The organism is Parasphingorhabdus sp. (genome assembly GCF_965233695.1).
Lineage (GTDB): Bacteria > Pseudomonadota > Alphaproteobacteria > Sphingomonadales > Sphingomonadaceae > Parasphingorhabdus.
This window is the reverse complement of record NZ_OZ247497.1, coordinates 729,925-753,267: the sequence shown is the minus strand read 5'-3', so window position 1 is coordinate 753,267 and position 23,343 is coordinate 729,925. Positions and strand designations below refer to the sequence as shown.

The window sequence follows — 23,343 nt, the reverse complement described above, 5'->3', positions numbered from 1 at the left end:
GTCAGTCCCCGCCCAGCATGACTTTAAGTTCCGCTATGCCGCTGGTAGCGACTTTTTCACCGACCTTCAGGCCGGAGTTTATGACCGCAGATTCGCCCGCTTGAGCTGCCAATGCCACTTGCCGTTTTGCAAAACGGTTCCCTGTCAGAACGAAAACATAGTCATTGTCACCTATATGGGCGATAGCTTTTGCCGGGACAGATACGCCGGTTTGCTGCCCATTTCCGGTGATGGTGACCATCACACTTTTGCCTGCCACCATTCCTGGTGCCGCGCCAATACTCGCCTTGGCCATCACCGAGCGGGTCATGGGGTCGAGAGTTGGTGACACCGAGATAATAGTACCGCCATTCGGGATCGGAGTTTCCGTGCCTCCGGCCTGCGCTATATTCACTTCAACAGGCATTCCTGGCGAAACAGATTTGGCCAATCTTTCCGGCAGTTGAATGTCGAGTGTATAGGATGACGTGTTATCAATCACAAAAGGCGCGGTCATGGTGTCAACCGGGCCGCCGGTTTGCACATTGACCGCAGACACGCGGCCGTCGATCGGCGCGCGCAGGGTCATTTGCCCGCCGCTACCCGCGCCGGCCTGTGATAATATTTTCTGGTTTTCTGATACTGTGACCTGCGCGGAGCGAAGTGCTGCATTGGCCTCGTCCGCGCGCGCTTCGGCAATAATTCCCTCACGCGCTAGCTGGTTGAGGCGGTTAGCATTGGCGCGCGCGAGGCCAAGGTGGGCTCTGGCGCGCGCCAAGTCTGCACCGACCTGCAAAGTTTCGCGCACCTTGATCAAGGCCAGGGGCGTCCCGCGTGCAACCGCCTGACCTTCAACTACATACATGCGGATGATCGCACCTTCGAATGGCGCGGTAACAGCAACGCGCGCTTCGGGAGGGAGGCTAACAATCGCGGGGACAGTTCCAAGCGGAACCGCGCCTGCATTAACGGCAACAGCCGTTTCAATGCCGAGAGCTTTTAATTGCTGGGCTGTAACAGTGCCGGGCGTGGTCTCAGCCGGGGCTTCTGTTTTGGACTCAGCCGATCCATTAGTCTCTGAAAAGAAGGAATAATAGGCAATCGCTATCACCGCGATTGCAGCTGCGATTGATAGGATGATTTTATGGTTGCGTGTCATAAATGAGCCCATGCACAGCGAACCTGACAACAACTTGCTATTTTGTCAGCTTCACTTCAGAAACATGCACTATTGTTAGAATCGAACTCAGGAGTAATCACAGAAATGCGGCTTTTACTGGTAGAAGATGATCTGGAGTTGTCCCGGCGGCTGTCAGATCGCTTGCGCCAGTCCGGCTTTGCTGTCGATCTGGTCACCAACGCTGCTGATGCCATCGAATGGCCGGACCTTGATCAATTCGCAGCAATCATTTTAGACCTTGGGCTTCCGGACGGCGATGGGATGCAAGTTATCAAACGCTGGCGGGACTTGGGTGTAAAGGTCCCGGTAATTATCCTCACGGCGCGCGGAGGCTGGGAAGATAAAGTTGAAGGGCTAAACCGCGGTGCTGATGACTTTGTTGTTAAACCTGTACGGTTTGAAGAGCTTTTAGCGCGCCTCCATGCTTTGATCCGCCGCTTTTCAGGACAGGCAGATGACCTTCTCAACGCAGGTGATGTTACAATCGATATTGCTGCAAAGTCGGTCAAGCAGGGAAACAAGCAAATCACCTTGAGCCGCCAAGAATTTAGGTTACTTCATCTTTTCGTTAGGCGTGCGGGCCATATCCTGCCGCAATCCGACATACTCGAGAATCTTTATGCGCTTGATGAAGAACGCGAACAGAACACCATTGAAGTTCATGTCAGCCGTTTGCGCCGCAAAATTGGCAAGGAAAAAATCACAACAATTAGAGGAATGGGATACAGGTTCGAAAAATGAAATGGCAAATGAACAGCCTGCGTGCGCGATTTGTTGTCGCTATATTATTGTGGACGGTAATTGGTACAGTAGCAATCTGGTATTCTTCAACCCGGCTTTTCACAGTCCACGTTGCGGAACAATATCACAGTGAACTTTCCGTTCATGTGAAGGAACTTGATGCACTGACAAAGCTAGATACTTCTGGCCAGCCCTATTTATCGCGGCCACTTTCAGATCCAAGATTTTCTGTCCCGATGGCCGGGTTCTACTGGCAAATTACACGTGACGGCTATGCTCCGGTTCGCTCGCCTTCCCTTAAGCAAGGGGAACTTGACGACAGTATAGCGCGGTTGCCCTCAGTTACGCATCGTTTGGAGCCCGGCCCCACCGGAGAAGCTATAACTTATGGCTTGGTTCGCAAGTCGGATAGCGGAAATGACGTTCATTTCGTGATTGCAACTGATCAGCGGCTGCTCGACGAAATTACCCGGCAGTTTGAAAAGGAATTGACAATCTGGCTTGCCATATTGGCCTGTCTGTTGATCGTCAGCGGCGGTATCATTATTTGGTTTGGCTTGCGACCACTTGAGCAACTAGGGCAACTTGTTGCGGGGCTGGGAAAGGGTGAATCTAAATATATTGAAGGACGCTATCCAAGTGAAATCGAGCCTTTGGTCAATAATCTAAACGCCTATATTGGTAGCAATGACGCGCTAATAATAAGCGCGCGAACTCAGGCGGCAAATTTGGCCCATGCCCTGCGCACGCCGCTGGCAGTTATGACCGATGAAGCTGAGCGAATTAAACAAAATGACCCAAGCTCGTCCGCCGCAGATACTTTCCTGCAGCAATGCCAGTTGATGACCCAACAAACCGAATACCAACTCGCCCGTTCCCGGTCCGGTACTGCTCAAATGCGACCGGGCGGAAGTTGCAGGCCAAACGAGGTCATTGTGCCATTGATAAATGCAATGCGCCGTCTCCACCCAAACAAGCATTTTTCATTCAACTGTAACGCCTCGGAACAAATTCGAGCTGGACTCGGCGAAATAGGATTTCGTGAAATGGCAGGATGTGTCCTTGATAATGCAGGAAAATGGGCGAAAATCGAAGTCACTTGTGTGCTTTATACGTCCAAGAAGCAGATTATCTTGGATGTTAAGGATGACGGTCCGGGAATGACGGCTGATGAGGCGGCAGAGGCTTTTGAGATTGGGTCACGCTTTGACAAGTGCAAACCGGGCTTTGGGTTAGGGCTAGCCATTGCAAATGATATCGCTCGCGATGTTGGGGGCGAGATTCTCATAGTCACCAATGAAGCAACGGTCGCGGGTTTGCTTGTGAGAATTACCATGCCGTTAAGAGCTTAATCATCATAGAACGTGGATAGTCGATTGAGGGTGGAGCGATCCATTCACTCCAATGGACTTGTCGTTGGATTTTGCTTCCCGCTCTGAAAATTCTATATTTCCCACCTGTTCTCGAGCATTGCACCAGCATACATTTTATACCTGTATCAATGAAATCAAATCGGGATGTTATAATGAAGGAAACGAAGGTTTGTAATTTGTCAGCGGGTAGTCAGCTTTCGGGGTCATTATAGGACAGCCCATCAGACTATCAAGGCAAGGAGAAATAGCTCATGCGACAGCAACCTGCTGATAAACTTATGCAAAATTTCCGGTTGATTGAAGAATCTGTTCAGATTTCGCCTTTACTGACCGAAATTGATTCTGTTGAAGGCGCTTGGGACCTCAACCAAGGCCGACAGTCCACGATCAAGGTTCAACGAGAAGCCAAGGCTATCCCTATTCGTGGCCTCAGGAAGTCCAAAATTGCCGGACGCAAAAAATGGGATGTCCATGAATCACGATTTACAACCATTTCTCAAAATTTTCCCGTAGTTCGGGGGCAACTTGAACATTGGGCGGCAAAGTTAAATGGCGAGCTTTCCAGAGCAAAAGTCGTGAAGCTCGAACCTGGACACCGCGTTTATCCGCATATTGATAGAGGGGACTATTACCGGATCCGCAATCGATATCACCTCGTTTTGCGAAGTGATCCCGGCAATTACCTGAGGGCCGGAGAGGAAAAAATCTGGATGAAACCCGGCGAACTCTGGTGGTTCGACAATAAGGCCGAACATGAAGCAGAAAATTGCAGCGATACTGCGCGCATCCATTTCATATTCGACCTATTGCCGCTTTGAACCGGCAGAAATTACAAAATATTTCCCCGGAACTAATCTGGAGTGATATCTTCCCAAAAAGATCATCTAAGATTGATTCCGGGTAATTTACGTTCCTTATCAACCCGTCAAAATGCAATCTGGAACCGGCCCATAAAGGCATTCACATTTTCATTGATTCCGTTTCTGTTCGGCCTTGTTTTGGCGTTGACATAGTTAGCCATAACGCGAAGGTTCTGGGTTATGTACCAGTTTAGGCCGACCGAATAATTGGATTGTTTTCCGCCAGTGATGGGGCCATCAGTTAAATCCAGAGTACTATAACGTGCTGCAATTTCAACGGCGCCGAATTTTCCTTGTGGGCGGATACCGCCAAATGTCCCGCTGGAGCTGCTATAACGCTGGCGTTCCCCGGTCAGGACAAAAGCTGCTTCGACCGAAGCGCCCTTGTAGGTTGGGTCGCCTATTAACGGAGCATCATTCTTACGCATGATATATTGCCCCTGGATCAGGAACGGCCCGTTCATATAGCCTGCCTCGATATTGTAATTCATATATGACTGGACATCCGGTTGTGATCCGGTGCGGATAAGAGTGATGCCTGATAAGCCGAATTCTGGTTGCGCACTCACCTTAGACGGCTCCAAGTCCTTCAGCTTACGATATTCAATGGCGCCGGCAAGGTGGATAGCTTGCTCCCTCTCATCGATCGGAGCAAAAACTGCGCGCCCCACAATGCTCCTTCCCTGATCGGTAGCTCGAATGGGGTCTTGGCCTAGGGGATTACCAAAATACCCCCCGGTGACTGACCAATTTTTGCCTCGATAGCGTGCTGAACCACCAACAGCAAAATTTGGTGCCAGAGCTGAAGGCAGCCCTCGTTCCATCAGCTTCAGATCGTTCGAACTCTTCATATCCTCGCCATTGAAAGGCACGGTCATCTGACCTGCTTTTAGTGACAGATTATCGATGCCGCGATACTCCGCCCAAAGGTTTTTCCAACCGGTGCTCAGGCCGCCAATGTCGCGGTCTACCTTGATACGAAAGTCGTCAGCAATTGTTAGCGTTGCGTCGATACGGAGACGACGGATGTCAGTCCTGCTGGGAATGATAGTGATATCATCGTTTACGCTAACTGTATCCAGATGCAGCCGACCGCCGAAGACCAGCTCGAAATCATCTCCTTCGATCGTTAAACCTTTTTCGTCGGCTGTCACATCTTGTGAATATGCCGGTGAAGCAATTAGGGCTGAAATCGCGCTTCCCATAAATAGCAATTTTTTCATGATTTTTCTCCTTTTTGATCTGGTATGAGCCAATTGAAAACTAACTCGTCCAATTGGTGTTTGCGGATGCTGGCGCCAAAATTGTGTTTAGCCCTGTTTATTATTTGAAGTTCAATATCGGCTTTCACTTTATGATCACCGGCATATTTTTGCATTGCGGTGACCCATCGTTGTGCGCGTTCAACCCGGTTGCGTCCCTGCATCCGATCGATTTGTTTGCCGGTTTTCAGTGAATCGTCCCGCCTCAAATCGCGCTCACCCACGAATACTCGGGTTGGGCATCCGAAAAAACTTGCCAGATCAAATGTTCGGTCGGCCAAAATTTCTGACGGAGCTATTCCAAGAGGGTAGGGGACATCGATATCGGGCATTGTGAACCATCCCGCTGCCATCAAGGCCATTCTGTTCACTAGATGAGGGCGCATCATTCCAAAGCGATGAGCAAATTGCGCACCGCCGGAAAACCCGAATAAATTGATGGTTCGGGTATCGATATTGAATCGCTGCTGGGCATCGCGCAGAAGATTTTCCAATGCTTCAGCAGGACATCGCTCCCCTTTGCGAATTTCCAGTCTTTGATAATGTTTGTGTTCTTTTCGCGAGTATAATGGGGCGATGACAGTAACGCCTTTCGTCTCGGCAAGGCTGGCAAGCCGGAAGGCGTGTTCCGCGGCATTACGCGTCCAGCCATGGATAGAGACGACGGGGGCTAAGCCAGCTTTCGGTGAAGTTGGCTGAAAGATGAAATATGGAAGCTGTTCGGGGCCAGCGTCATGAATAGACAACACCCGACCTTTCCACCGCTTTGCATCAATGGTATCCGCTAGGGGTAGCGAAACAGCTGAAACGTCAATCAATCGATGTTGCTCCTTCATGCCACAGCCTCAGCAATTTCGATGCTGCTATCGTCGAGATGCCAGCGAATTTTCGAATGCTTTAAGAATGCGGGGTTATGTGTCGCGAGGAGCAGCGTGCCCTCAAACTCACGAATAATATTGTTCAGAATCTCAATGCCATCTTCATCCAGATGGCTATCCGGTTCGTCTAACAAGAGCACCGATGGGTTACCGAGCAGGGCCCGCGCTAGAATGATGCGCATGCGCTGACCAGCGCTTAGGTTTCCGCCGCCTTCTTCAACAGGAGAATCAAGCCAATAAGGAGAATCGGAATTTAATCCGTCCATGCCGCAGCGCGCGGCTGCTTGTTGAATATCATCCTCATTTGCGGTTTTTGAACCATATGCGATGTTTGATCCAATCGAGCCTCGCAGGAGCGGAAGGGTTGGAGATGCAATTGAAATTGAACGGCGTAACTGCCCTGTTTTGACTTTATGAATGTCGCGACCATCCAGCAAGATACGCCCGCTCTCTGGCTCGATCAGTCTTAAGGCAAGTAGCATTAGAGTGGATTTTCCAGAGCCGTTAGGGCCGGTGATCAAAACACAGGTTCCAGGCAATGCTTCAGCTGAAAATTCGTTCAATGCCCCGGAAACAGTCACCTTGTCGAATTTCAAATGACCTTGAACGCGTTTCAATGACTTTGGCTCGATCGCCGTTTCAATGACTGGACCTTTACGCAATAGGTTTTCGGTTTTCTCCAGAGAAATATCGTAACTTTTACGATATTCATAAACCCGGCCAAAATCGAAAAGGTTGGGCGTTATCATCGACAAAACGCCCAAAGCCGCCATGATTTGGCCTGTTGTTGCCATATCGTTTGTGACAAGCACACTTCCTACCATCACCGAGACAGTGAGTGCCAAACCGACAACGACATAAACCATAGCGCGAAACGTACCTATCGCGCCCGCCCTCGCGATCATTGCCCGCTTCAGGCTTTGGGTTTGTCGTTTAACTTTTCTTCGCTCATTATTGCGCTGGGCAAACGCTTGCACAATAATCATATGCTCAAGCTTTTCTGTTAGATTGGCGGCGATATTAGCCCGTCTCTTACGAGACTCTCGCATTGTCAGGTCGATTGAGCGTCCGAGAAAAAGTGCGCTTATTGAGCCAAGGCCTACGAGCGCGAATAACAGCCCGCCCAGAATGGGATTCATGATAGTCAAAGCAGACATGGCACCGGTCAATACGACGCCGGATACCGCTAATCTGGCAATACCCATCGTCACCCACTGGCGAAGGGCAGTGAGATCATTGACGAAGCGTAACAGGACGAACCCCTTGCGTGTTTCTCCAAGCGCCCTTGCGGACAATTTACTGACATGTTGAAAAACAGTGAGCCGGATGTCGGCGACATAGTCCTGTCCCATTGTTTCCGCATCAACCCGCTCACGCCGCTTCAACCAACCGATCAAAAATGAAGCAGACACCATTATCAAAGCATTCGGCCAAATTGACTGTTTCGCCCCCGTCACGGTCAAGCCATCAATCATCGTTTTCATGACCATTGCGATTCCAATCATGGCCCCGGCTTGCACGAATCCATTCAAAATCAGAGCTGCCAGATGCCAGCTCCGTTTTCGGGTCAGGAGCTTAGGCAGATTTTGCAAGGCGCTGCTCTTCGAAAACATGCGCGCTGCGCATGCATATGCTCAACGCATTGTCGTCAGCAGCGAATCTTTGAAGTCCGAATACTTCGACACCAGATAAAGATTCGAGTTCCTGTGCGGCCAATGGCGAGGCAGTAACAGCTCCTGATAATGCGCTTGGCTCCAAGCCAATTTCACGTAGTGCCTGAACTCCCGCCATACCGGCCATTGGATCAGATGCAGCGAAGAGAATACTGTCGATGCTGGCACGAAAGCTCGGTGAATGGAGTAATCCGTCTGTCTCTTTCTGGTAGAGGCCATCTGCAAGTTCAACGATGATGATATCGCAGCTCGCAGCAGCTGCATTCACCAATCGATTGAATAGGATTTCGAGAGATGCAATTGATACATCAACAGTTGTGGCATAACCGCCATCGGTGAAATCAAAAACAGGATCGATGCCGCTATCTTGATATTTCCAAAGATCACCGCCCGACCCGGTACCGGTCAGTTTTATCGCGCCGGTGCGCAATCCGCCGCGTAATGCCGCGCGCCCGACCTCCGCTGCGGTCGTTGTTTTCCCTGCATTCATGCTCGACCCCACGACAGCGACGATATGCGGTCTTTGAGGATGAAACGCCCGGTCAGGATTTACCGCGAAGCCATTTAAGTTGACTGTGTTTCCTTTTGCATCAGCGAGTAAGCTGATGGGAGTGATCTGCGTAGGTTGGCGCGTTTTAGCATGGCGTGATAACATTGCCGAAGCGATCCCGCCTGCTGCCACCATTTGGCATGGTTCAAGGTTCGCAGGCACTTCAGAACAAAACTGATCGGTTGCGTAGCGCGCGCCAAAAGCAAGCAGAACTTCATCGCCGGGATATAAGAACGCCCGCCGCCCACTTGGTAGTTCAAGTCTACTATGATGTCCCAAACGGTCTATTCTTGCTAAACAAATATCGCCGGCTTTTGGGGGCTTTTCAATCAATGCTTCGACGCATTGTAGGTCGACCCTACGGGTAACGAACGAACGCTTGGCAGCCGACAATCGGCGGTGCAATTTTGTTTCGGACATCATTAGTTATTCCTCTCAGTTTTTCTGCGCTAGCTCTCACTGGCGTATAAAACTGACGTGAGGCTGAATTTTGAATTAAATGCTGTTTACCAATCGCTTTGGAGGCACTTGCTCATCGATTACTTTAGAAATGACTTGTGTTATCGCAACAAGGCATCTTCCTCGTTTTTAGATTTAGATGATGATTGAGGGCAAGTGGAATAGCCTGATAGTTTTGTAATTGAATTTTATTGCACTACGTCGTTCAATTGGTCTTGACCAATGGGAGTTAAGTAGCGCGGGCAGCGGTTTGGTTCGGGTCGAATCATCTGACGCACGCCATGCAAATATTGATGCAAAACTCCGTCATGCCGAATGACGTTATATTACAGTGCCTACGAGCGTCCCGATTCCCGCCGTTATTGCCATCGCAAGCGCTCCCCAGAATGTTACCCTTAGGGTTGCTTTGACGACCGGTGCGCCGCCAGCTTTCGCGCCCAGTCCGCCTAAAAGTGCTAAGAAAAGCAAAGATGCAATCGCCACAATTGGCACCAATGATAGAGCAGGAGAGAATACGACCAAAATCAAAGGGAGCGCAGCGCCTACCGTAAATGTGCCGGCCGAAGTCAGCGCAGCAAGAATTGGCTGGGCAGCAGTATGTTCTGTTATGGCGAGTTCGTCATGTGCATGGGCCGCAAGTGCATCTTTCGCCATCAGTTGTTCGGCAACGGCATTTGCTGTTTCTTGGTTCAATCCCCTGGCAACATAAATGCCTGCAAGCTCTGCATGTTCACCAACCGGATTGGTCGCGAGCTCGGCAGCTTCGCGCGCAAGATCGGCTTGCTCGGTATCAGCTTGTGAACTCACCGATACATATTCGCCGGCCGCCATCGACATGGCCCCGGCAACCAGCCCAGCTGATCCCGCGACCATGATTTCGCTCGTCCCCGCCGACGCCGCTGCAACGCCGATTATCAGACTGGCAGTCGAGACAATTCCGTCATTGGCTCCCAAAACGGCCGCACGAAGCCACCCTATACGCGAAACCAGGTGGGCCTCTGGATGAATGTGTAATCTGCTCATGATATTTCGCTTTCAGCTAGTTAATATCGGAAACTGTATGACCCAAAATTTATGCGGCGGTATCGGAAGGGAAGGTGACAATGAATTTTGCGCCGCCGCCTTCCGGATTTTCAAAGGCTATCGATCCGCCATGCGCTTCGGCCAATCTTTGGACTATTCCCAGCCCAAGGCCCGCTCCCCGGCCGGTACTGCGATTTTTCCGCCAGAATCTCTCGAAAAGTTTGGGACCATCCGTTTCTGAAATTCCTGGACCATAATCCCGCACACTGAACCGGGGGCCTGGACCAACTTCTATTTCAATAGGTGTATTGCCCGGCGCATGCGCGAGCGCATTGTCGATAAGGTTGCGATAAATGCGGAAAATCGCTTCCTCATGACCCTTGGTTGTTGCTGTGCCATAATCCTCAAAAACAAGGTCGCGCCCGGCTGCAAAAGCGGCAGGGGCAAGCTGTGTTACAGCCTTGCGGCCAACTTCGACCAGGTCAACCGGTGCCCCGGTTTCAAACGCTTTGGCGTCCGCCTGGGCAAGGTCGAGCATCTGGTTCACAAGCCGTGTCATTTGCTGGTTATCGGTCAAAAGCGCATCACGCTGTTCGCCTTTGGGCAACTGGTCGATTGACAATTGCATGATCGATAGCGGTGTACGCAGTTCATGCGCTGCATTGGCGGTAAAGGATCGCAAAATTGCCATTGAGCTATCGAGTCGCTCCAGTGCCCGGTTAACTGCCCGAACCAATGTTGTAACTTCTCTGGGTTCTCTGGGTTCGGTTATGCGAAGCGCCATGTCTTCAGGATCAAGCCGATCAACCTCTGCCTCGGCGCGCCGCAAGGGATTCAACACGCGGCGCACAGCAAAAATATTGAACAGAAGCATAAGTAGCGAAAGCGGTATCAGCGGGAGAGCGACATGCTGAATAAGCTCATTAATAATTACGGGAACATATGGGCTGATGCCTCTGCCTTCGAATTGCATGTAGAGCCAACGCTGCTCCCCTGCGATAACTACTGATCGCACGCCTGAAATGCGGAAGCCTTGCGATAGTTTCTCCCGGCGCGTCCAATCCATGAGCGTCCCGCGATTAGGTGATGGATATGCGGCGGACAAACTTCCGGAATTGCCCAGATTGCTGTCGACATAGCTTGCGAACCAATGGGTTGATTCGGGCGGCCCCGCAAACTGGTCTAGGTCGGTGAACTTGCTGCCATCCATTTTATCCGCTTCAAGTGTCAGCAGTTCTTCCGCCAGCGACTGTGGTTGCTGGCCATAAGTGAAAATTACGATCCCGATATCAAGGACCGCAAACAATAAGGTAAAGATTGCTAACCGGGTAGCAATCTGACGGAATAATGTAGGCCCTTTAGATTGTTCATTTTGCGTCATAAACTTATTCGGTAACATTCGATGGAGCATATAGCGCATAGCCGACCCCGTGAATTGTTTTAATCTGGACATCGGCAGATGCTGCCGAGAGACGTTTGCGAAGTCTTGAAATCGAGGCTTCCATAGCATTCGGTGTTATCTCGGCATCCATCGAATATAGCGCGCTCTCAATCGATTGCTTGGCTACAACATGGCCGCTTCTGCGAAGCAGCACTTCAAGCAGATCAACTTCGCGCGGCGCAGTATCGACAGCAATATCACCAACATGAACTGTCCGTTCGGCAGGGTTTAGCGATACATTCCCAACATGAAGCACGGCCTCCAACGCGTGGCCTGGTCGCCGCAAAAGAGCGCGGCAGCGCGCTGCCAATTCTGGTATCTGGAATGGCTTGACCAAATAGTCATCTGCGCCTGCATCTAATCCGGCCACCCGGTCGTCAAGCCCGCCGCGCGCCGTCATAATCAAGATAGGGGTTTGGTCCATCTGAGCGCGCATAGCTGTCACAAGATCGAGACCATCTCCATCAGGCAATCCGAGATCTAACAACACCAGATCATAATCACCAATCTGCATGGCATGCTGTGCCCCTTCAATTGTCTCATACCAGTCAATGGCAAACCCCTGACGATCCAATCCATCACGAATGAGCGTTGCCAAACGGGGATTGTCTTCAACGAGAAGCAGGCGCATCATCAATATCCGATCCAGAAGCTGCACGCTTATAGCCGGTAATCATCGACCATGGCATATTTTCCCGTTGACGGACACTTTCTACAATCGCCGCACCGACATGGAGCACAGCTGCGCCAATGATTATATTGGCCAGAGTTTCATGCAGCTCTTCCACCCAGGGCTCTCCCCAGAATTGGTCACTGCCCATCATCCAGCCGGTAATTCCCAAGCCAGCGACGAGCGCCATCAAAACGAGCATCATTATTGCGCCAGCGGGATTATGGCCAATATATCTCGGTTCTCGGCGAGCCATCAAGGCAGCTCCGTATCCAAGCAATTTCTTTGGACCAGGCACAAAAGCTGAAAAGCGAGCATGTCCTTTTCCGACGAAGCCCCAGATCAAGCGGACAAGCAGCGCTGCGACCATAGCATAGCCTAGATATATATGCGGGTCTTCGACATGCCGAAGCACGGTCAGGTTAGCGATAGTGCCAAGCGCAACCGTCCAATGAAAGATGCGTACCAGCGGATCCCAAACTTTGATCCGCTGGCTTCTTACAAAGGTTTTTCCAACCTGACCCGTCGGAACTTGATCGACTAGAGGATTATCATCTTTCACGGTCAGTCTACATTATTCTGGACGACAGCGCCCGTTACGGGATTGAAATAAACCTCGGCGCGGCGCCCATCTTTGTTGATGGCATAAATTTCATAACAGCTGCCCGAAACTTGAAAGACTTTAATTGACTTAAAGCCCATTTTGGCAATCTTGGCCTTCATCTTTGCCGGCGCGATCCATTTGCTTTGCGGTTGCGCTGTGCAAACCGGACTGGCAAGAGCGGCTGAGGAAAAGGTCATCGCTGCGATAGTTGCCGCTGCTGAAATCAAAAGCTTGGTCTTCATAATTGTCACTCCATTTATTTGGCCAAGAAATTGGGCCGACACTTGTTAGATGCTCCGCAAAGCTGACGAAGTGCTGACGCGCTGTGCAAATAGTTACGAAATTCCGAGAATTAATTACTGCCTCGTCAGGACGCAGTCAGGAATCTGGTCGATCAGAGAATGGTCGCAACGATGCGAAGAATTTTCGGAGACACACCATGAAGACTTTTGTAAAAATGAGCGCCGCTATCCTAGCGTTGTCCTTTGCAGGTACGGCTGCGTTTGCTGGCCAAGGTGATAGTGCCAAGGAACTCTCGCCGCAAACTAAGGCCAATCTTGAAACCGCGATGCATGGTGAGGCCTTCGCTAATCTTAAATATCAGCGTTATGCTGACCAGGCCGATGAGAAGGGGCAGTCAGAACTCGCTCAACTTTTCCGCGATTCCGCGAATATCGAAGCGAACGAACATTTTGACCGTGAAGCTGAGGCACTGCAACTTGGCAGCTCAAGCGACGTCAATCTGGAAGATGCAATGGCTGGCGAGCATTACGAAAATACCAAGATGTACGTAGAATTTGCAACTCAGGCAGAAGCCGACGGCGATATGAAAGTGGCCGCAATGTTCCGCCAGATCGCCGTCGATGAAGGTGTGCATTATGACGCATATAAGGCTGCGCTGGCGAGATTAAAAACAAAATAATGATCGTCAGCGGTGCCGGTCGGGATCACGCCCGCGCCCGGTCGGCACAACGATACGGCAATTTCTAAATCGATGGAATCTTTAGAAAATGCACCCTGGGTTAGGAGATATAAGGAACGGAACTGCACTTTTGGAAATACGTCTGAATGCCAAATTGTTGAGTAGGCTTTCGGCGTGTTGTCGGCCGGGTTTAACCCCCATCGCCCGGCCGACACTTTACCACACCCCGAATAACAAATTTTTCAATCAAGCAACGGACTTAAATCAGGAGGAATCTTATGAACAAGAACACAACATCAATTTTGGCCCTTATGGCAACTGTAATGTCGCCGATGCTCCTTTCCGCGCCTGCTGCGGCTCAGTCAGAGAGTGACGCGAAACCACAGGCAAAACCAATGTCCAATCAGGACTGGTGGCCAGACAAGCTCGACCTGACAGCACTGCGTCAGCAAGATGCAGGTGCCAATCCCTATGGTGATGATTTCGATTACGCGGCGGAATTTGCCACGCTCGATCTCGATGCTGTCAAAGCCGACATCGAGAAAGTTCTCACGACATCGCAACCTTGGTGGCCGGCCGACTATGGCAATTACGGCCCGTTCTTCATCCGCATGGCTTGGCACAGCGCCGGAACATACCGGGTCGGTGATGGCCGCGGCGGGGCTGGCGGCGGCGAACAGCGTTTTGAGCCGCTGAACTCTTGGCCTGACAATGTCAGTCTCGACAAAGCGCGCCGCCTCGTATGGCCGATCAAACAGAAATACGGACGCAAGCTTTCCTGGGGAGACCTTATGGTTCTTTCTGGCAACGTCGCGTTGGAGAACATGGGATTCAAGACCATTGGTTTTGCTGGTGGCCGTGTCGATACCTGGGAACCGGATATGGTTTTCTGGGGACCAGAAACGAAATTCCTCGCGGCTGATCGCTTCGACAGGGAGGGCAACCTCATCGGCCCGCTGGCAGCAACCCAGATGGGACTTATCTACGTCAATCCGGAAGGACCGGGCGGCAATCCTGATCCTCTGGCAGCCGCAAAGGCCATTCGCATTGCTTTTGGTAATATGGCGATGAACGACGAGGAGACGATTGCTCTTATCGCTGGCGGACATACTTTTGGCAAAGCGCATGGCGCGCGCAAACCAGATGAATGTGTTGGTCCTGACCCAACTGGGGCGGGCGTGGAAGAACAGGGATTTGGTTGGAAAAACAAATGCGGGAAGGGTAATGCCGAAGACACCGTGTCCAGCGGGCTGGAAGGTGCATGGACGTCCAATCCGGTTGCATTCACGACCCAATACTTTGACAATCTCTTCCGTTTCGATTGGGTCAAAACGAAAAGCCCGGCCGGAGCAACTCAATGGATTCCTACGGCTCCTGCCGCAGCCAATTTGGTTCCCGATGCGCATGTCAAAGGCAAGACACATGCACCGATCATGTTCACGACCGATCTTGCGCTAAAAGAAGACCCCGGCTTCCGCGTGATTTCGCAGCGCTTTCACGATAATCCCGAAGAGTTCAAGGATGCGTTTGCTCGGGCTTGGTTCAAACTAACTCATCGCGATATGGGGCCAAGTTCCACCTATCTCGGCAAGGACGTGCCTGCTCAGCAATTTTCATGGCAAGACCCGCTGCCAAAAGCTGATTACGCACAAATAGGTAATGCGGAGATTGTTCAGCTCAAATCGGAAATTCTAAAATCCGGCCTGAGTGTGCCGCAACTGGTCAGGACGGCATGGGCATCGGCTGCTACCTACCGGCAAACAGACATGCGAGGCGGGGCTAATGGAGCGCGCGTCCGGCTTGAGCCTCAAATTAACTGGCTTGCAAATAACCCTGCCGAATTGCGCAGCGTGTTGAAAAAGCTAACTACAATTCAAACGGCATTTAACCGCTCACAAAAATCAGGCAAAAGGGTCTCGCTCGCAGATTTGATCATTCTGGGCGGGAATACTGCGATTGAGCAGGCTGCTAGCCAGCGTGGTAGCAATATCAAAGTTCCGTTTACCCCTGGCCGGGTAGATGCGGCGCAAGATCAGACTGATGCAGTTTCCTTTGCCGCGTTGGAACCAACAGCGGACGGTTTTCGGAACTATTACGCGGCGAACAGCCTTTATCCACCCGCAAAGATGCTCGTAGAAAGAGCAAACTTGCTCGACCTGACTGTTCCAGAAATGACGGTTCTCGTTGGCGGAATGCGCGGATTGAATGCAAATTCGGGGCAATCGGCCAATGGTGTGTTTACAGATCGCCCGGGCACCTTGAGCAATGATTTCTTCGTGAATCTGCTCGATATGTCCACCAAGTGGTCGAAGTCGCCCAATGACGCGGGCCTTTACGAAGGGCGTGACCGGGAAACCGATGCACTTAAATATACGGCGACACCTGTCGATCTCGTCTTTGGATCAAACTCCGAGCTACGTGCGGTAGCAGAGGTATATGCCTCGAATGATGCCAAAGCGAAATTTAATCAGGATTTTGTAAGGGCTTGGACCACAGTGATGAATCTTGATCGTCAGTAAACTCAGATCGATCTGCAGTTGAAGGAACAGTTTCGCTAGTGAACCAAGTTTAACGGGTCGCTTCGCTAGCGCGTACCGACCGGGCAGCGCCCTCGCAGCCCGGTCGGTATTAATTTTGAGAGCCTTTTGACAAAGGGCAAAGACCCTGTTCACGTGTACATCAACCGAAGTAGGCAAAAGATCTCAGGCGTTGGGCGGTCATATTTTATTCAGTCAGGTGCTGCTTATGAAGAAATACTATTTTGGCTCAGCTGTCTCGGTGCTTCTTTCCGTTTCCCCTGCTCAAGCCAGTGAGAAAGGGTGGGCTGATGCTGGCACAGCAGCTGAGATTGGGCTCGTTGTGATTGCACTTGGAGCGCCTGCGGTTCAGGAAGATTGGAATGGTGATTTACAGGCTGCGGGCAGCATCGCAGCCGCCGGCTTGATCACACAGGGATTAAAAGAAACATTCCCCAAATTGCGCCCAGACGGCAGTGACAATCGCAGCTTTCCTTCTGGTCATACGTCGGTGTCCTTTGCAGCCGCCGCGACGATCACCAATCGTTATGGTTGGAAAGCTGGCCTACCCGCACAAGTAGTGGCGGCATTTGTCGGATTATCCCGCATTGAAGCGCGCAAACACGACGTCGCTGACGTATTGGTAGGAGCTGCCATCGGTGAAACCAGCGGCTTTCTGATTACTTCAAAGCGCAACAATAATGTTCAAGTGTTTCCCTGGGCCAGCACAAAAAGTGCCGGTATCTCAGTTGCAGCGCGGTTTTGACTCTACGGATGATTGCTATTGGTGAAAGCAGTGAAGTTCGCGGTACGCATTTTGCGAGAGTGACCCGTACATAAACCGAATGTCAGTCACAGACAATTTCACCATATTGCGTTACCGTTAGCGAGAACGTCCATTCCGCTGCAATACCTGATCCTGTGTAATTTCGCGGATGCGCTGTGCCTGCTGGTTACGCACCTGAATGACGGCGATTTTGTCTCCTTTGGCGATACGGATCGCAACTTCCTGCCGTTTGGCTTCAACTTCCTTTGCCGCTTTAACCGCATCATCGGGATGTTTTGCGCGCGCGATGGATATGGTCTGGGCGACCAGACTTTGTGCGCGACGGAGGTCGGGGTCTCGCGCGTTTTCTGCATGGGACTGGCTCAGGAATCTTTTGGACAGTGCTCTCAGTTTGATCGGTTCTTCTTCAGGTTTCGTTTTAGTGGTCCTAGATTTCTTCGGCTCGCGACGTTTTTCCCGTTCAGCAATCCGTGCGCTGAGACGGTCAGCCTCGGCCTGAACGACTTTTGACGGCCGATAGTTCTCGACGGACAACCCCTGCGCGGAAGCTGCAAGAAATGCGGCCTTTTTGAATTTGTCGCCGCCGTTGATCTGGATTGAAGTCCAGCCATTGGCCTTAGCGATGCGGATAATGTCGGGAAGGGCATCGATATTGCGGGTTTTGAGGCGGTCAGCTTCGAGCCGGACAAATGGTGTTTTGTCATCCGAAGTCCGGTAGAGCTTATTACCGACGCGAAGAAACTTGCCTGTGAGATCGTCGGTGATGGTCGGCCTTTCAGTTTTGCGTTTTGACTTGGTCGGTGCGGGTTTAGCCTTCTCAGACTTTGCCGCACCATCAAGACTTCGCGCGCGCGGGGCGGCGCCTTCTAGTTCGTCAGCCATTCTCATCGCCTTCCTCTAAAATGCCTTGCACCTGGCCGTTCCGATCAATGGTCAGCAAATCGGCGCAGAAGCTCGGATAATCTTCGGTGCGTATGGCATCCGGATTCAGGGGATGGGCCGGATTCCCTTCTGCCTCTTCGTCGCTCATTTCCCGGAATGGCGCGGGAACAGTCGCAATTTGAGTTCGCCGTTCGATAAGCGGGACCAAAGGTGGGAGCATAGCCCGTTTCTTGAAGAAGCGGTTCCTGAAATAGGCGATCTTCGAGCCGATGATTGGCGGGATGCCGCCGCGCAGCAAAACTAGCTTACCGGCTGAAAATTGCATCAGTTCTTGCGGTAGCATCAAGGCGCGGCGTTGCTCTGAAATGGATTTCGACCGATTGGCGAGTAATCCATTGATGGTGAGCGACTTGGTAATGCTGTCCTGTCCTACATAGCCGATGCGTTCGGACAGATCGTTGGCGACGCGCAGTTCTTTTGGCGTAAACGCCACTTCGACGCCGCAATTGGCGACGATTTCATCGGCGACATGCTCGCCGTAAACACCGCGCAATTGCGAACGTGACTGAATGACCGGAAGGAGCCTGATCCCGTAACCTGCGACATAGGAAAAGGCGCTCGCAATCACCGATGCGCGGCCAAGCCGCGCAAATTCATCTAGGATGACCAGCACTGGTATCGGCGTGGTCTCACCGGGTAGTTCTCGCACGTTGAGGTCAATAAGCTGCTGGAACAGGAGATTGTAGAGCGGGGCTATGCGGTCCAGTTCATCGGGTGATACACCAAGGTAGATCGAGATAGGCCGTTTGCGGAGTTGGCGAAGATCGAAGTCGCTTGCTGCGGTTGCGGCATCAACCAGGGGGTTGAGCCAAAGACCGAGGACGTTTGTGATCGTTTTCTTGACGTCAGCAAAGCTATTGTCTGAACCACCAGCAAAATCGGCAAGGGCGGTCCGGCATCCGACCGACAGGATCAGGCTAGGATTGCCCAGTTCCTTTTTGAAAAAACCGCGCGCGTCGCCTTGGTTCAAATGGCGATAGATTGCGCCCATCGTTAGAGGCTCGTCGCTGGTTTCGGCAATCCATGCACCGACACCAGCAAATCCGGTCCGTGCGCCGTTGGCCCAAAAGGCTTCGCCGTGGTCGGGCGCAACAAACAGCATTGTCGCGATCTTCTGCAATTCGATAATGACATCATCGGTATCATCGCGGTTGATGTAGGCCAGCGGATTGTAACGGGCAGTGCGGCCTTCGCGGTCGGTCGGGTTGAACAGATAGACGTCCTGACCATAATGGGCGCGAAACCCCGCGCTCGCATCGTAATTTTCGCGTTTCACATCGAGGACGACAACCGAGCCCTGCCATGTCAGCAGGTTGGGAATGACAATACCCGTGCCTTTACCCGAGCGGGTTGGAGCTTCGACGATGACATGCTCGCTGCCACCAAAGGTCAGGAAACGGCCGCCTTTGCGGCCAAGAACGATACCGGAGCGGGCGCGAAAGCCGTGGCGCTTGACCTCGCTTTCACGGGCAAAGCGCGCAGCTCCATGCAGCGGCGCACCGCGCGCCCAAAGCGCATAGAATAGGCCCACCAGAAGCAAGCCCCCGCCGATCAAACCACCCGCCATCGCCCGCACAACTTGCGGATCGCCGCGATAATACCAGATGAACTGGGGAATTTTGAGCGGATCATAGACAGTGACGGGCAGACCTAGAATAAGCCACCCAATCATACTGGCTATGGCGAGTGCAATGAACAGCCCGAACGGGATTCCGATGAGTAATCTTAACGCGCCGCCGTCAGGCGGCGTGCCTGCCTTCTGGGTCATAATAGATCTCCGTTACCCGAAATTTGCCATCGGTTTTTTTGATCTGGACAACGCAATCCACGAGCATTTTTAGCAACGCCCGAATATCATCGCGCGCAAGATCGGAGCCGCCTTCGCTTTCCTTGACCAGCAAAGTCAGCTGCTCGAACGCCAGTTCGGCGGAATCGGCATGGATAGTAGTAATCGATCCTGGATGACCTGAATTGACGTTGCGCAGGTAAAAGAACGCCGTCCCATCCCGCAGCTCCTGAAGCAAGATGCGATCAGGGCGCATCCTGAGCGCGCTTTCCAGCAAATGCTTGGCAGTAACATTGGCGGTGCCTTGCCCGTCCTTCGCATAGAGCATGTGCACGACATTCTTCTGAGGAACGATCAATTCGCGCGTATCTTCAATGGTTAGGAGCCGTTCTTCGGAAGGGATCAGTTGGATCAATCCCTTGGAAAATGTGGTTTTGCCAGAGCCGGTCGCGCCCGAGATGAGAATGTTCAGTTTTGCTTTGACCGCAGCATCGAAGAATTCGACATGATGACCTGCGCGAAGCAGTGTGAGTAAGTCTAACTCATGCTGGCTGACCTTTTTTTCAGCAATCCGAGTGTTTTTGAACAAGCCCGCTGCTTCGAAATCATCCAGTGTCATGGACACGCTTGATGGTTTGCGAATGGTGATTGAGACCGTTTCATCAGGGACAACCGGCGGGACAATAATTTGCACCCGCTCACCGCTTGGAAAGATGGTTGAAACTATCGGATTTTCGCGGTTGATGTCCTGCGCTGTATAGGCGGCTGCAGCAGTTGCCAGCGCCATCAGCGTTTTGAAATCGAGCGATGGCTCATTTTCCCATGTCCAGCGTCCGCCCCGCTCAATGCCGACCTCACCGGGAAGATTGATAACCAGTTCGGTGACGCTCGCATCATCAAGATATTTAGCTAAAGGTTGGGTCACGCTGTCCAGAACAGCGGTGTTTTTACCCGGCGCGGCCATTATTGAAGCGCAAGGCCGTAAACGGTCGAGAAATCGAAGTCCTGTGCGACGGTTATTCCAACATCCTCACCCTGATTTTTGCGCAGGACCGGCTTGATTTCGCCATTCTGCTGCAAGACGGTGGAGGCTGCGTCAGATGGAACACGGGTTGTGTTCGAGCCATTATTGCCGACCGCTTCTGCTCCAACGGTCGCTGCATCCTCGACAAGACTAAAAAGCAAAGCGGTGCCAAATCGTTTCCAGAAAAAATTTTCGACTTTACCATCAACACCGCCGCGACCAAGTGTGTCGGTTGCCGGCGAGCCGACATCAATCGCGATGCCGCGCGGTGTTACTGCGCGCGTCCAGAGGACAAACAGGCGGTATTGTCCGCGATTGAGGCCGCCTTGATATTCGCCAAAGATCTTCGTGCCTTTTTCCAGAAGCACAACCCGGCCATTGTCGGAATAGACATTGCGCGGGACAATGCAGCTCACATAGCCGGGCTGACTTGAATCCATCGCGGTTTGCAGGACGCACGGAATGAAGCTTCCCGCGGTAATCAGGAAATTTCGGTTGGGAAGCTGGCGTGCCCGAGCCTGTCCGATTACCGACGCGCGCCGGAGCGTATCAAGATTGGTGGCTTGCCGGGGTGAAGCCTCTCCGGTGCTCGTTCCACTAACAGCCGCGTTATAGTTGGCTGCACTGCCTCCACCAGCGCGCTCACCGCCAAAGGCAATAAGTGTTGACTGCCGCGAAGCTTCTCGCAGCGCTTCAGCTGGCGATTGCTGACGCGGCTGCACGGTAGTTGTCGCTTGGCCCTGTGGGGGCAGGGGCTGAGGGCCAATAGCTGGAACAACCGGTTCCCCCAATGGAATAGGCGCATTGGGATCGGTTCCAGCTTCTGCGAGCGTCGGTGCAATCACCGTGGCCGGGTCATAGTCTGCCGCTTCAAGCGCTGGTTTTGGTTTTACGGGCGGCAATTCTGAATTGCCGGTTAGCCCGGTTCCAAGTGCCAGTACCGTAAACATAAGCGCACCAGCGGCGGCGGCAAAGCCGATCATCTTTTTCGGGTCCACAGTGGTGCCGGGAATAGACGGCATTTTGCTACCGCGTTCGCCAGAAGGGCTGCGGTCAATTTCGTCTGGGTTAGGGGTTTGATCGACTTCAGCGCGTTCAGCGGCTCCGACGTCATTGGCTGTATCGGCCATCACCGTGTCTCCCCATCATCTGTGCGTTCAACGACGCTTGATGCCGTGCCGGTCTTGGGATCGCGTCCATAAAAATCAGGTGCGTCATTGAAGATGCACAGCACTTTCTTGCCGCGCCGCAAACGAAGCTGCGCAAACACGCCGTGAACAACCACAAACTCATCGCGAACATCAAACGGAACAATGCTCTCAGTGCCATCGGGATTGATTGCAAATATTGCAGGTAATTCGCGCTGGTTCGGAAAACGCAGGGCGGTAAATTGCCCATTGTCAGTAATTTCGGAAGGCTGGATTTCCGATGATCCCTGAACACTGTATTTTAGATTGCGAGTGCCTTCGAGAACACCAAGATCAAGCGCCGAACGGATTGCTCCGGATTGGAGCGCTACTGCCTGAGTATATGCTGCCTGCGTTGCAGCAGCTTGCGCCGCTGCTGCCTCTTCGCGCGGATAGCGGAAGGCTACCTTAAAGAAGGTATCCGGTGTTCTTTCTCGAATGGCTCCCCTGCGTGCGCTCAGCTCGAAAGTATAGGTGCGATTTCCTGTATTTGAACGCGTGATGACGATCAGATTGGTTGGGCCAGCTCGTTCGCGAGGTTTGATGAACAGCGAATTTTCAGCCGGGGCAACCTCCCAGGATATCGTGTCGCCAAGCGCGACATGCTCTACCCGTTCGCCCGGTGAAAATACGATCTGCGTTGCCGACCGAAAAACGCCCACAATACGGAAAACCTGATTCTCGTCATAGATGACTTCGCGGATTCGGTTGTCTTGCGCCGTTGGCTGAGGGGTTTCACCAGCCATTATTGGTGATCCGCTAAGCAGCATCGCCAATAGGGTGAAGTTTCTTAGATTTTTCATGGTGTGACCTCCAGATCAGCGCGGTAAGTTTGCACTTCCAGCCCCAGCGGATTTTTGAACCGTTGCTGTTCGGTAGTTGGTGTGTCCGTGGTATCGTAGGTCACGGTTGCGATGGCCTGCGTGTCAGTAACGCGCGACCCTTGCTGGAGCGATTTAGTGAAGCGTATTTGCGCTACGTTTTCGGAGACGAATGTGACCGATTTAACCGCGATGAATATTGTATCGAGATCGGTGAAGACGTTCTGCGGTGAGCTTGCATTGTCTTTGCTATAGAAGGCGGTCCAGCGTGCCTGTTCCTCGCGGGATGACATCGCCAGCACGCCCTCAAAAAACTCTTTGCGTGCTTGCGGTATCCAGCCCTCGCGGTTGCGGACATAATCGGCGAGAAAATATTTGGCGACAGCTTCATTGTAGGTGATCTGGTTATCGCCCGACATCTGCGCGGTAATCTCACTCGCGCCGGTCGCCTTATCGACAGTGATGACATAGGGCGCGACGGTTTTTAGCGGCGTCAGCATTGCAACAGCGGCAACGCCGGTAATCGCAAGACCGCTGGCAATCGCAGCAACTATCCACGCGAGCCGTTTTGAACGCCGCGCTGCAACAAAGCGGTCGCGGTCCCAGCTTGCGCTTTCCGCAAAATAGGCTTTGAGATCATCTCTATCAGTGACGCCGCCAGCCAC

General features: G+C 52.2%; 22 protein-coding genes. 6 read left to right on the top strand and 16 right to left on the bottom strand.

The annotated features are described in order from the left end of the window. Window position 1: 1 nt before the first annotated feature. Window positions 2–1,138: an efflux RND transporter periplasmic adaptor subunit gene (locus tag ACO6S1_RS03500; RefSeq protein ID WP_335660846.1), complete on the bottom strand. Its 1,137-nt coding sequence runs from the start codon at window positions 1,136–1,138 to the stop codon at window positions 2–4. Between the two features lie 42 nt (window positions 1,139–1,180). Between ACO6S1_RS03500 and ACO6S1_RS03495 the strand changes: the two genes are divergently transcribed. The 3 genes from ACO6S1_RS03495 (at window position 1,181) to ACO6S1_RS03485 (ending at window position 4,091) form a co-directional block, all read left to right on the top strand. Further along, entirely contained in the window at window positions 1,181–1,900 is a 720-nt protein-coding gene (locus ACO6S1_RS03495; protein ID WP_422344961.1) for a response regulator, read from the top strand. Beyond that, window positions 1,897–3,252 carry a HAMP domain-containing sensor histidine kinase gene (locus ACO6S1_RS03490; RefSeq protein WP_335660848.1) on the top strand — a complete coding sequence of 452 codons (1,356 nt, stop codon included), beginning with the start codon at window positions 1,897–1,899 and terminating at the stop codon, window positions 3,250–3,252. The genes ACO6S1_RS03495 and ACO6S1_RS03490 overlap by 4 nt, the downstream gene beginning before the upstream one ends. Window positions 3,253–3,524: 272 nt before the next feature. Beyond that, window positions 3,525–4,091 (top strand): aspartyl/asparaginyl beta-hydroxylase domain-containing protein, encoded by a 567-nt coding sequence (locus tag ACO6S1_RS03485; protein WP_335660849.1) that lies wholly within the window; start codon window positions 3,525–3,527, stop codon window positions 4,089–4,091. A gap of 107 nt (window positions 4,092–4,198) precedes the next feature. Here ACO6S1_RS03485 and ACO6S1_RS03480 read toward each other — a convergent pair whose 3' ends face one another. The 9 genes from ACO6S1_RS03480 to ACO6S1_RS03440 all read right to left on the bottom strand — a co-directional run bounded on the left by ACO6S1_RS03480 (window position 4,199) and on the right by ACO6S1_RS03440 (window position 12,935). Then, window positions 4,199–5,356: an OprO/OprP family phosphate-selective porin gene (locus ACO6S1_RS03480; protein WP_335660850.1), complete on the bottom strand. Its 1,158-nt coding sequence runs from the start codon at window positions 5,354–5,356 to the stop codon at window positions 4,199–4,201. Next, a complete protein-coding gene (locus tag ACO6S1_RS03475) occupies window positions 5,353–5,889 on the bottom strand; it encodes a hypothetical protein (RefSeq protein WP_422344960.1) in 537 nt (178 codons plus the stop codon). Before ACO6S1_RS03475 ends, ACO6S1_RS03480 begins: the two co-directional genes overlap by 4 nt. 338 nt (window positions 5,890–6,227) lie before the next feature. Then, window positions 6,228–7,886 carry an ABC transporter ATP-binding protein gene (locus ACO6S1_RS03470; RefSeq protein WP_335660852.1) on the bottom strand — a complete coding sequence of 553 codons (1,659 nt, stop codon included), beginning with the start codon at window positions 7,884–7,886 and terminating at the stop codon, window positions 6,228–6,230. Next, a complete protein-coding gene (locus ACO6S1_RS03465; protein WP_422344959.1) occupies window positions 7,849–8,436 on the bottom strand; it encodes a hypothetical protein in 588 nt (195 codons plus the stop codon). The genes ACO6S1_RS03470 and ACO6S1_RS03465 overlap by 38 nt, the downstream gene beginning before the upstream one ends. 840 nt (window positions 8,437–9,276) lie before the next feature. Then, entirely contained in the window at window positions 9,277–9,978 is a 702-nt protein-coding gene (locus ACO6S1_RS03460) for a VIT family protein (protein WP_335660854.1), read from the bottom strand. Window positions 9,979–10,027: 49 nt separating this feature from the next. Continuing rightward, a complete protein-coding gene (locus tag ACO6S1_RS03455; protein ID WP_335660855.1) occupies window positions 10,028–11,359 on the bottom strand; it encodes a HAMP domain-containing sensor histidine kinase in 1,332 nt (443 codons plus the stop codon). A gap of 4 nt (window positions 11,360–11,363) precedes the next feature. Next, window positions 11,364–12,053 carry a response regulator transcription factor gene (locus ACO6S1_RS03450; protein ID WP_335660856.1) on the bottom strand — a complete coding sequence of 230 codons (690 nt, stop codon included), beginning with the start codon at window positions 12,051–12,053 and terminating at the stop codon, window positions 11,364–11,366. Then, window positions 12,031–12,651, bottom strand: a complete 621-nt coding sequence (locus tag ACO6S1_RS03445; RefSeq protein ID WP_335660857.1) for a cytochrome b/b6 domain-containing protein — start codon at window positions 12,649–12,651, stop codon at window positions 12,031–12,033. The genes ACO6S1_RS03450 and ACO6S1_RS03445 overlap by 23 nt, the downstream gene beginning before the upstream one ends. A gap of 2 nt (window positions 12,652–12,653) precedes the next feature. Then, a complete protein-coding gene (locus ACO6S1_RS03440) occupies window positions 12,654–12,935 on the bottom strand; it encodes a PepSY domain-containing protein (protein ID WP_335660858.1) in 282 nt (93 codons plus the stop codon). A 197-nt stretch (window positions 12,936–13,132) separates the two neighbouring features. On the opposite strand from ACO6S1_RS03440, the gene ACO6S1_RS03435 reads away from it, so the two are divergent. The 3 genes from ACO6S1_RS03435 (at window position 13,133) to ACO6S1_RS03425 (ending at window position 16,897) form a co-directional block, all read left to right on the top strand. Next, entirely contained in the window at window positions 13,133–13,615 is a 483-nt protein-coding gene (locus ACO6S1_RS03435; protein ID WP_335660859.1) for a rubrerythrin family protein, read from the top strand. Between the two features lie 278 nt (window positions 13,616–13,893). Further along, a complete protein-coding gene (gene katG / locus ACO6S1_RS03430; protein ID WP_335660860.1) occupies window positions 13,894–16,134 on the top strand; it encodes a catalase/peroxidase HPI in 2,241 nt (746 codons plus the stop codon). A gap of 226 nt (window positions 16,135–16,360) precedes the next feature. Then, the gene (locus ACO6S1_RS03425) at window positions 16,361–16,897 is read left to right on the top strand and encodes a phosphatase PAP2 family protein (protein ID WP_335660861.1); all 537 of its coding nucleotides are present in this window, start codon (window positions 16,361–16,363) and stop codon (window positions 16,895–16,897) included. A gap of 117 nt (window positions 16,898–17,014) precedes the next feature. On the opposite strand, the gene ACO6S1_RS03420 is transcribed toward ACO6S1_RS03425, so the two are convergent. Genes ACO6S1_RS03420 through ACO6S1_RS03395 form a run of 6 tightly spaced genes read right to left on the bottom strand, consistent with a single transcriptional unit; the run spans window position 17,015 to window position 23,343 of the window. Next, on the bottom strand, window positions 17,015–17,800 hold the full coding sequence (locus ACO6S1_RS03420) for an LPD7 domain-containing protein (protein ID WP_335660862.1): 786 nt from the start codon (window positions 17,798–17,800) through the stop codon (window positions 17,015–17,017). Then, the gene (locus ACO6S1_RS03415) at window positions 17,793–19,628 is read right to left on the bottom strand and encodes a type IV secretory system conjugative DNA transfer family protein (RefSeq protein WP_422344958.1); all 1,836 of its coding nucleotides are present in this window, start codon (window positions 19,626–19,628) and stop codon (window positions 17,793–17,795) included. The genes ACO6S1_RS03420 and ACO6S1_RS03415 overlap by 8 nt, the downstream gene beginning before the upstream one ends. Then, the gene (virB11, locus tag ACO6S1_RS03410; RefSeq protein WP_422344957.1) at window positions 19,600–20,610 is read right to left on the bottom strand and encodes a P-type DNA transfer ATPase VirB11; all 1,011 of its coding nucleotides are present in this window, start codon (window positions 20,608–20,610) and stop codon (window positions 19,600–19,602) included. Before virB11 ends, ACO6S1_RS03415 begins: the two co-directional genes overlap by 29 nt. After that, window positions 20,610–21,800 carry a type IV secretion system protein VirB10 gene (virB10, locus tag ACO6S1_RS03405; RefSeq protein ID WP_422344956.1) on the bottom strand — a complete coding sequence of 397 codons (1,191 nt, stop codon included), beginning with the start codon at window positions 21,798–21,800 and terminating at the stop codon, window positions 20,610–20,612. Before virB10 ends, virB11 begins: the two co-directional genes overlap by 1 nt. Next, window positions 21,800–22,660, bottom strand: coding sequence for a P-type conjugative transfer protein VirB9 (virB9, locus tag ACO6S1_RS03400; protein ID WP_422344955.1), 861 nt, complete (start codon window positions 22,658–22,660; stop codon window positions 21,800–21,802). The genes virB10 and virB9 overlap by 1 nt, the downstream gene beginning before the upstream one ends. Further along, entirely contained in the window at window positions 22,657–23,343 is a 687-nt protein-coding gene (locus ACO6S1_RS03395) for a virB8 family protein (RefSeq protein WP_422344954.1), read from the bottom strand. Before ACO6S1_RS03395 ends, virB9 begins: the two co-directional genes overlap by 4 nt.

Coding starts and splice junctions, on each gene's coding strand:
- ACO6S1_RS03440 (WP_335660858.1), bottom strand. CDS start 12,935: ATGAAGACCAAGCTTTTGATTTCAGCAGCGGCAACTATCGCAGCGATG.
- ACO6S1_RS03455 (WP_335660855.1), bottom strand. CDS start 11,359: ATGACGCAAAATGAACAATCTAAAGGGCCTACATTATTCCGTCAGATT.
- ACO6S1_RS03500 (WP_335660846.1), bottom strand. CDS start 1,138: ATGACACGCAACCATAAAATCATCCTATCAATCGCAGCTGCAATCGCG.
- ACO6S1_RS03415 (WP_422344958.1), bottom strand. CDS start 19,628: ATGACCCAGAAGGCAGGCACGCCGCCTGACGGCGGCGCGTTAAGATTA.
- ACO6S1_RS03435 (WP_335660859.1), top strand. CDS start 13,133: ATGAAGACTTTTGTAAAAATGAGCGCCGCTATCCTAGCGTTGTCCTTT.
- ACO6S1_RS03425 (WP_335660861.1), top strand. CDS start 16,361: ATGAAGAAATACTATTTTGGCTCAGCTGTCTCGGTGCTTCTTTCCGTT.
- katG (WP_335660860.1), top strand. CDS start 13,894: ATGAACAAGAACACAACATCAATTTTGGCCCTTATGGCAACTGTAATG.
- ACO6S1_RS03470 (WP_335660852.1), bottom strand. CDS start 7,886: ATGTTTTCGAAGAGCAGCGCCTTGCAAAATCTGCCTAAGCTCCTGACC.
- ACO6S1_RS03485 (WP_335660849.1), top strand. CDS start 3,525: ATGCGACAGCAACCTGCTGATAAACTTATGCAAAATTTCCGGTTGATT.
- ACO6S1_RS03490 (WP_335660848.1), top strand. CDS start 1,897: ATGAAATGGCAAATGAACAGCCTGCGTGCGCGATTTGTTGTCGCTATA.
- virB10 (WP_422344956.1), bottom strand. CDS start 21,800: ATGGCCGATACAGCCAATGACGTCGGAGCCGCTGAACGCGCTGAAGTC.
- ACO6S1_RS03450 (WP_335660856.1), bottom strand. CDS start 12,053: ATGATGCGCCTGCTTCTCGTTGAAGACAATCCCCGTTTGGCAACGCTC.
- ACO6S1_RS03480 (WP_335660850.1), bottom strand. CDS start 5,356: ATGAAAAAATTGCTATTTATGGGAAGCGCGATTTCAGCCCTAATTGCT.
- ACO6S1_RS03465 (WP_422344959.1), bottom strand. CDS start 8,436: ATGAATGCAGGGAAAACAACGACCGCAGCGGAGGTCGGGCGCGCGGCA.
- virB9 (WP_422344955.1), bottom strand. CDS start 22,660: ATGAAAAATCTAAGAAACTTCACCCTATTGGCGATGCTGCTTAGCGGA.
- ACO6S1_RS03460 (WP_335660854.1), bottom strand. CDS start 9,978: ATGAGCAGATTACACATTCATCCAGAGGCCCACCTGGTTTCGCGTATA.
- virB11 (WP_422344957.1), bottom strand. CDS start 20,610: ATGGCCGCGCCGGGTAAAAACACCGCTGTTCTGGACAGCGTGACCCAA.
- ACO6S1_RS03420 (WP_335660862.1), bottom strand. CDS start 17,800: ATGGCTGACGAACTAGAAGGCGCCGCCCCGCGCGCGCGAAGTCTTGAT.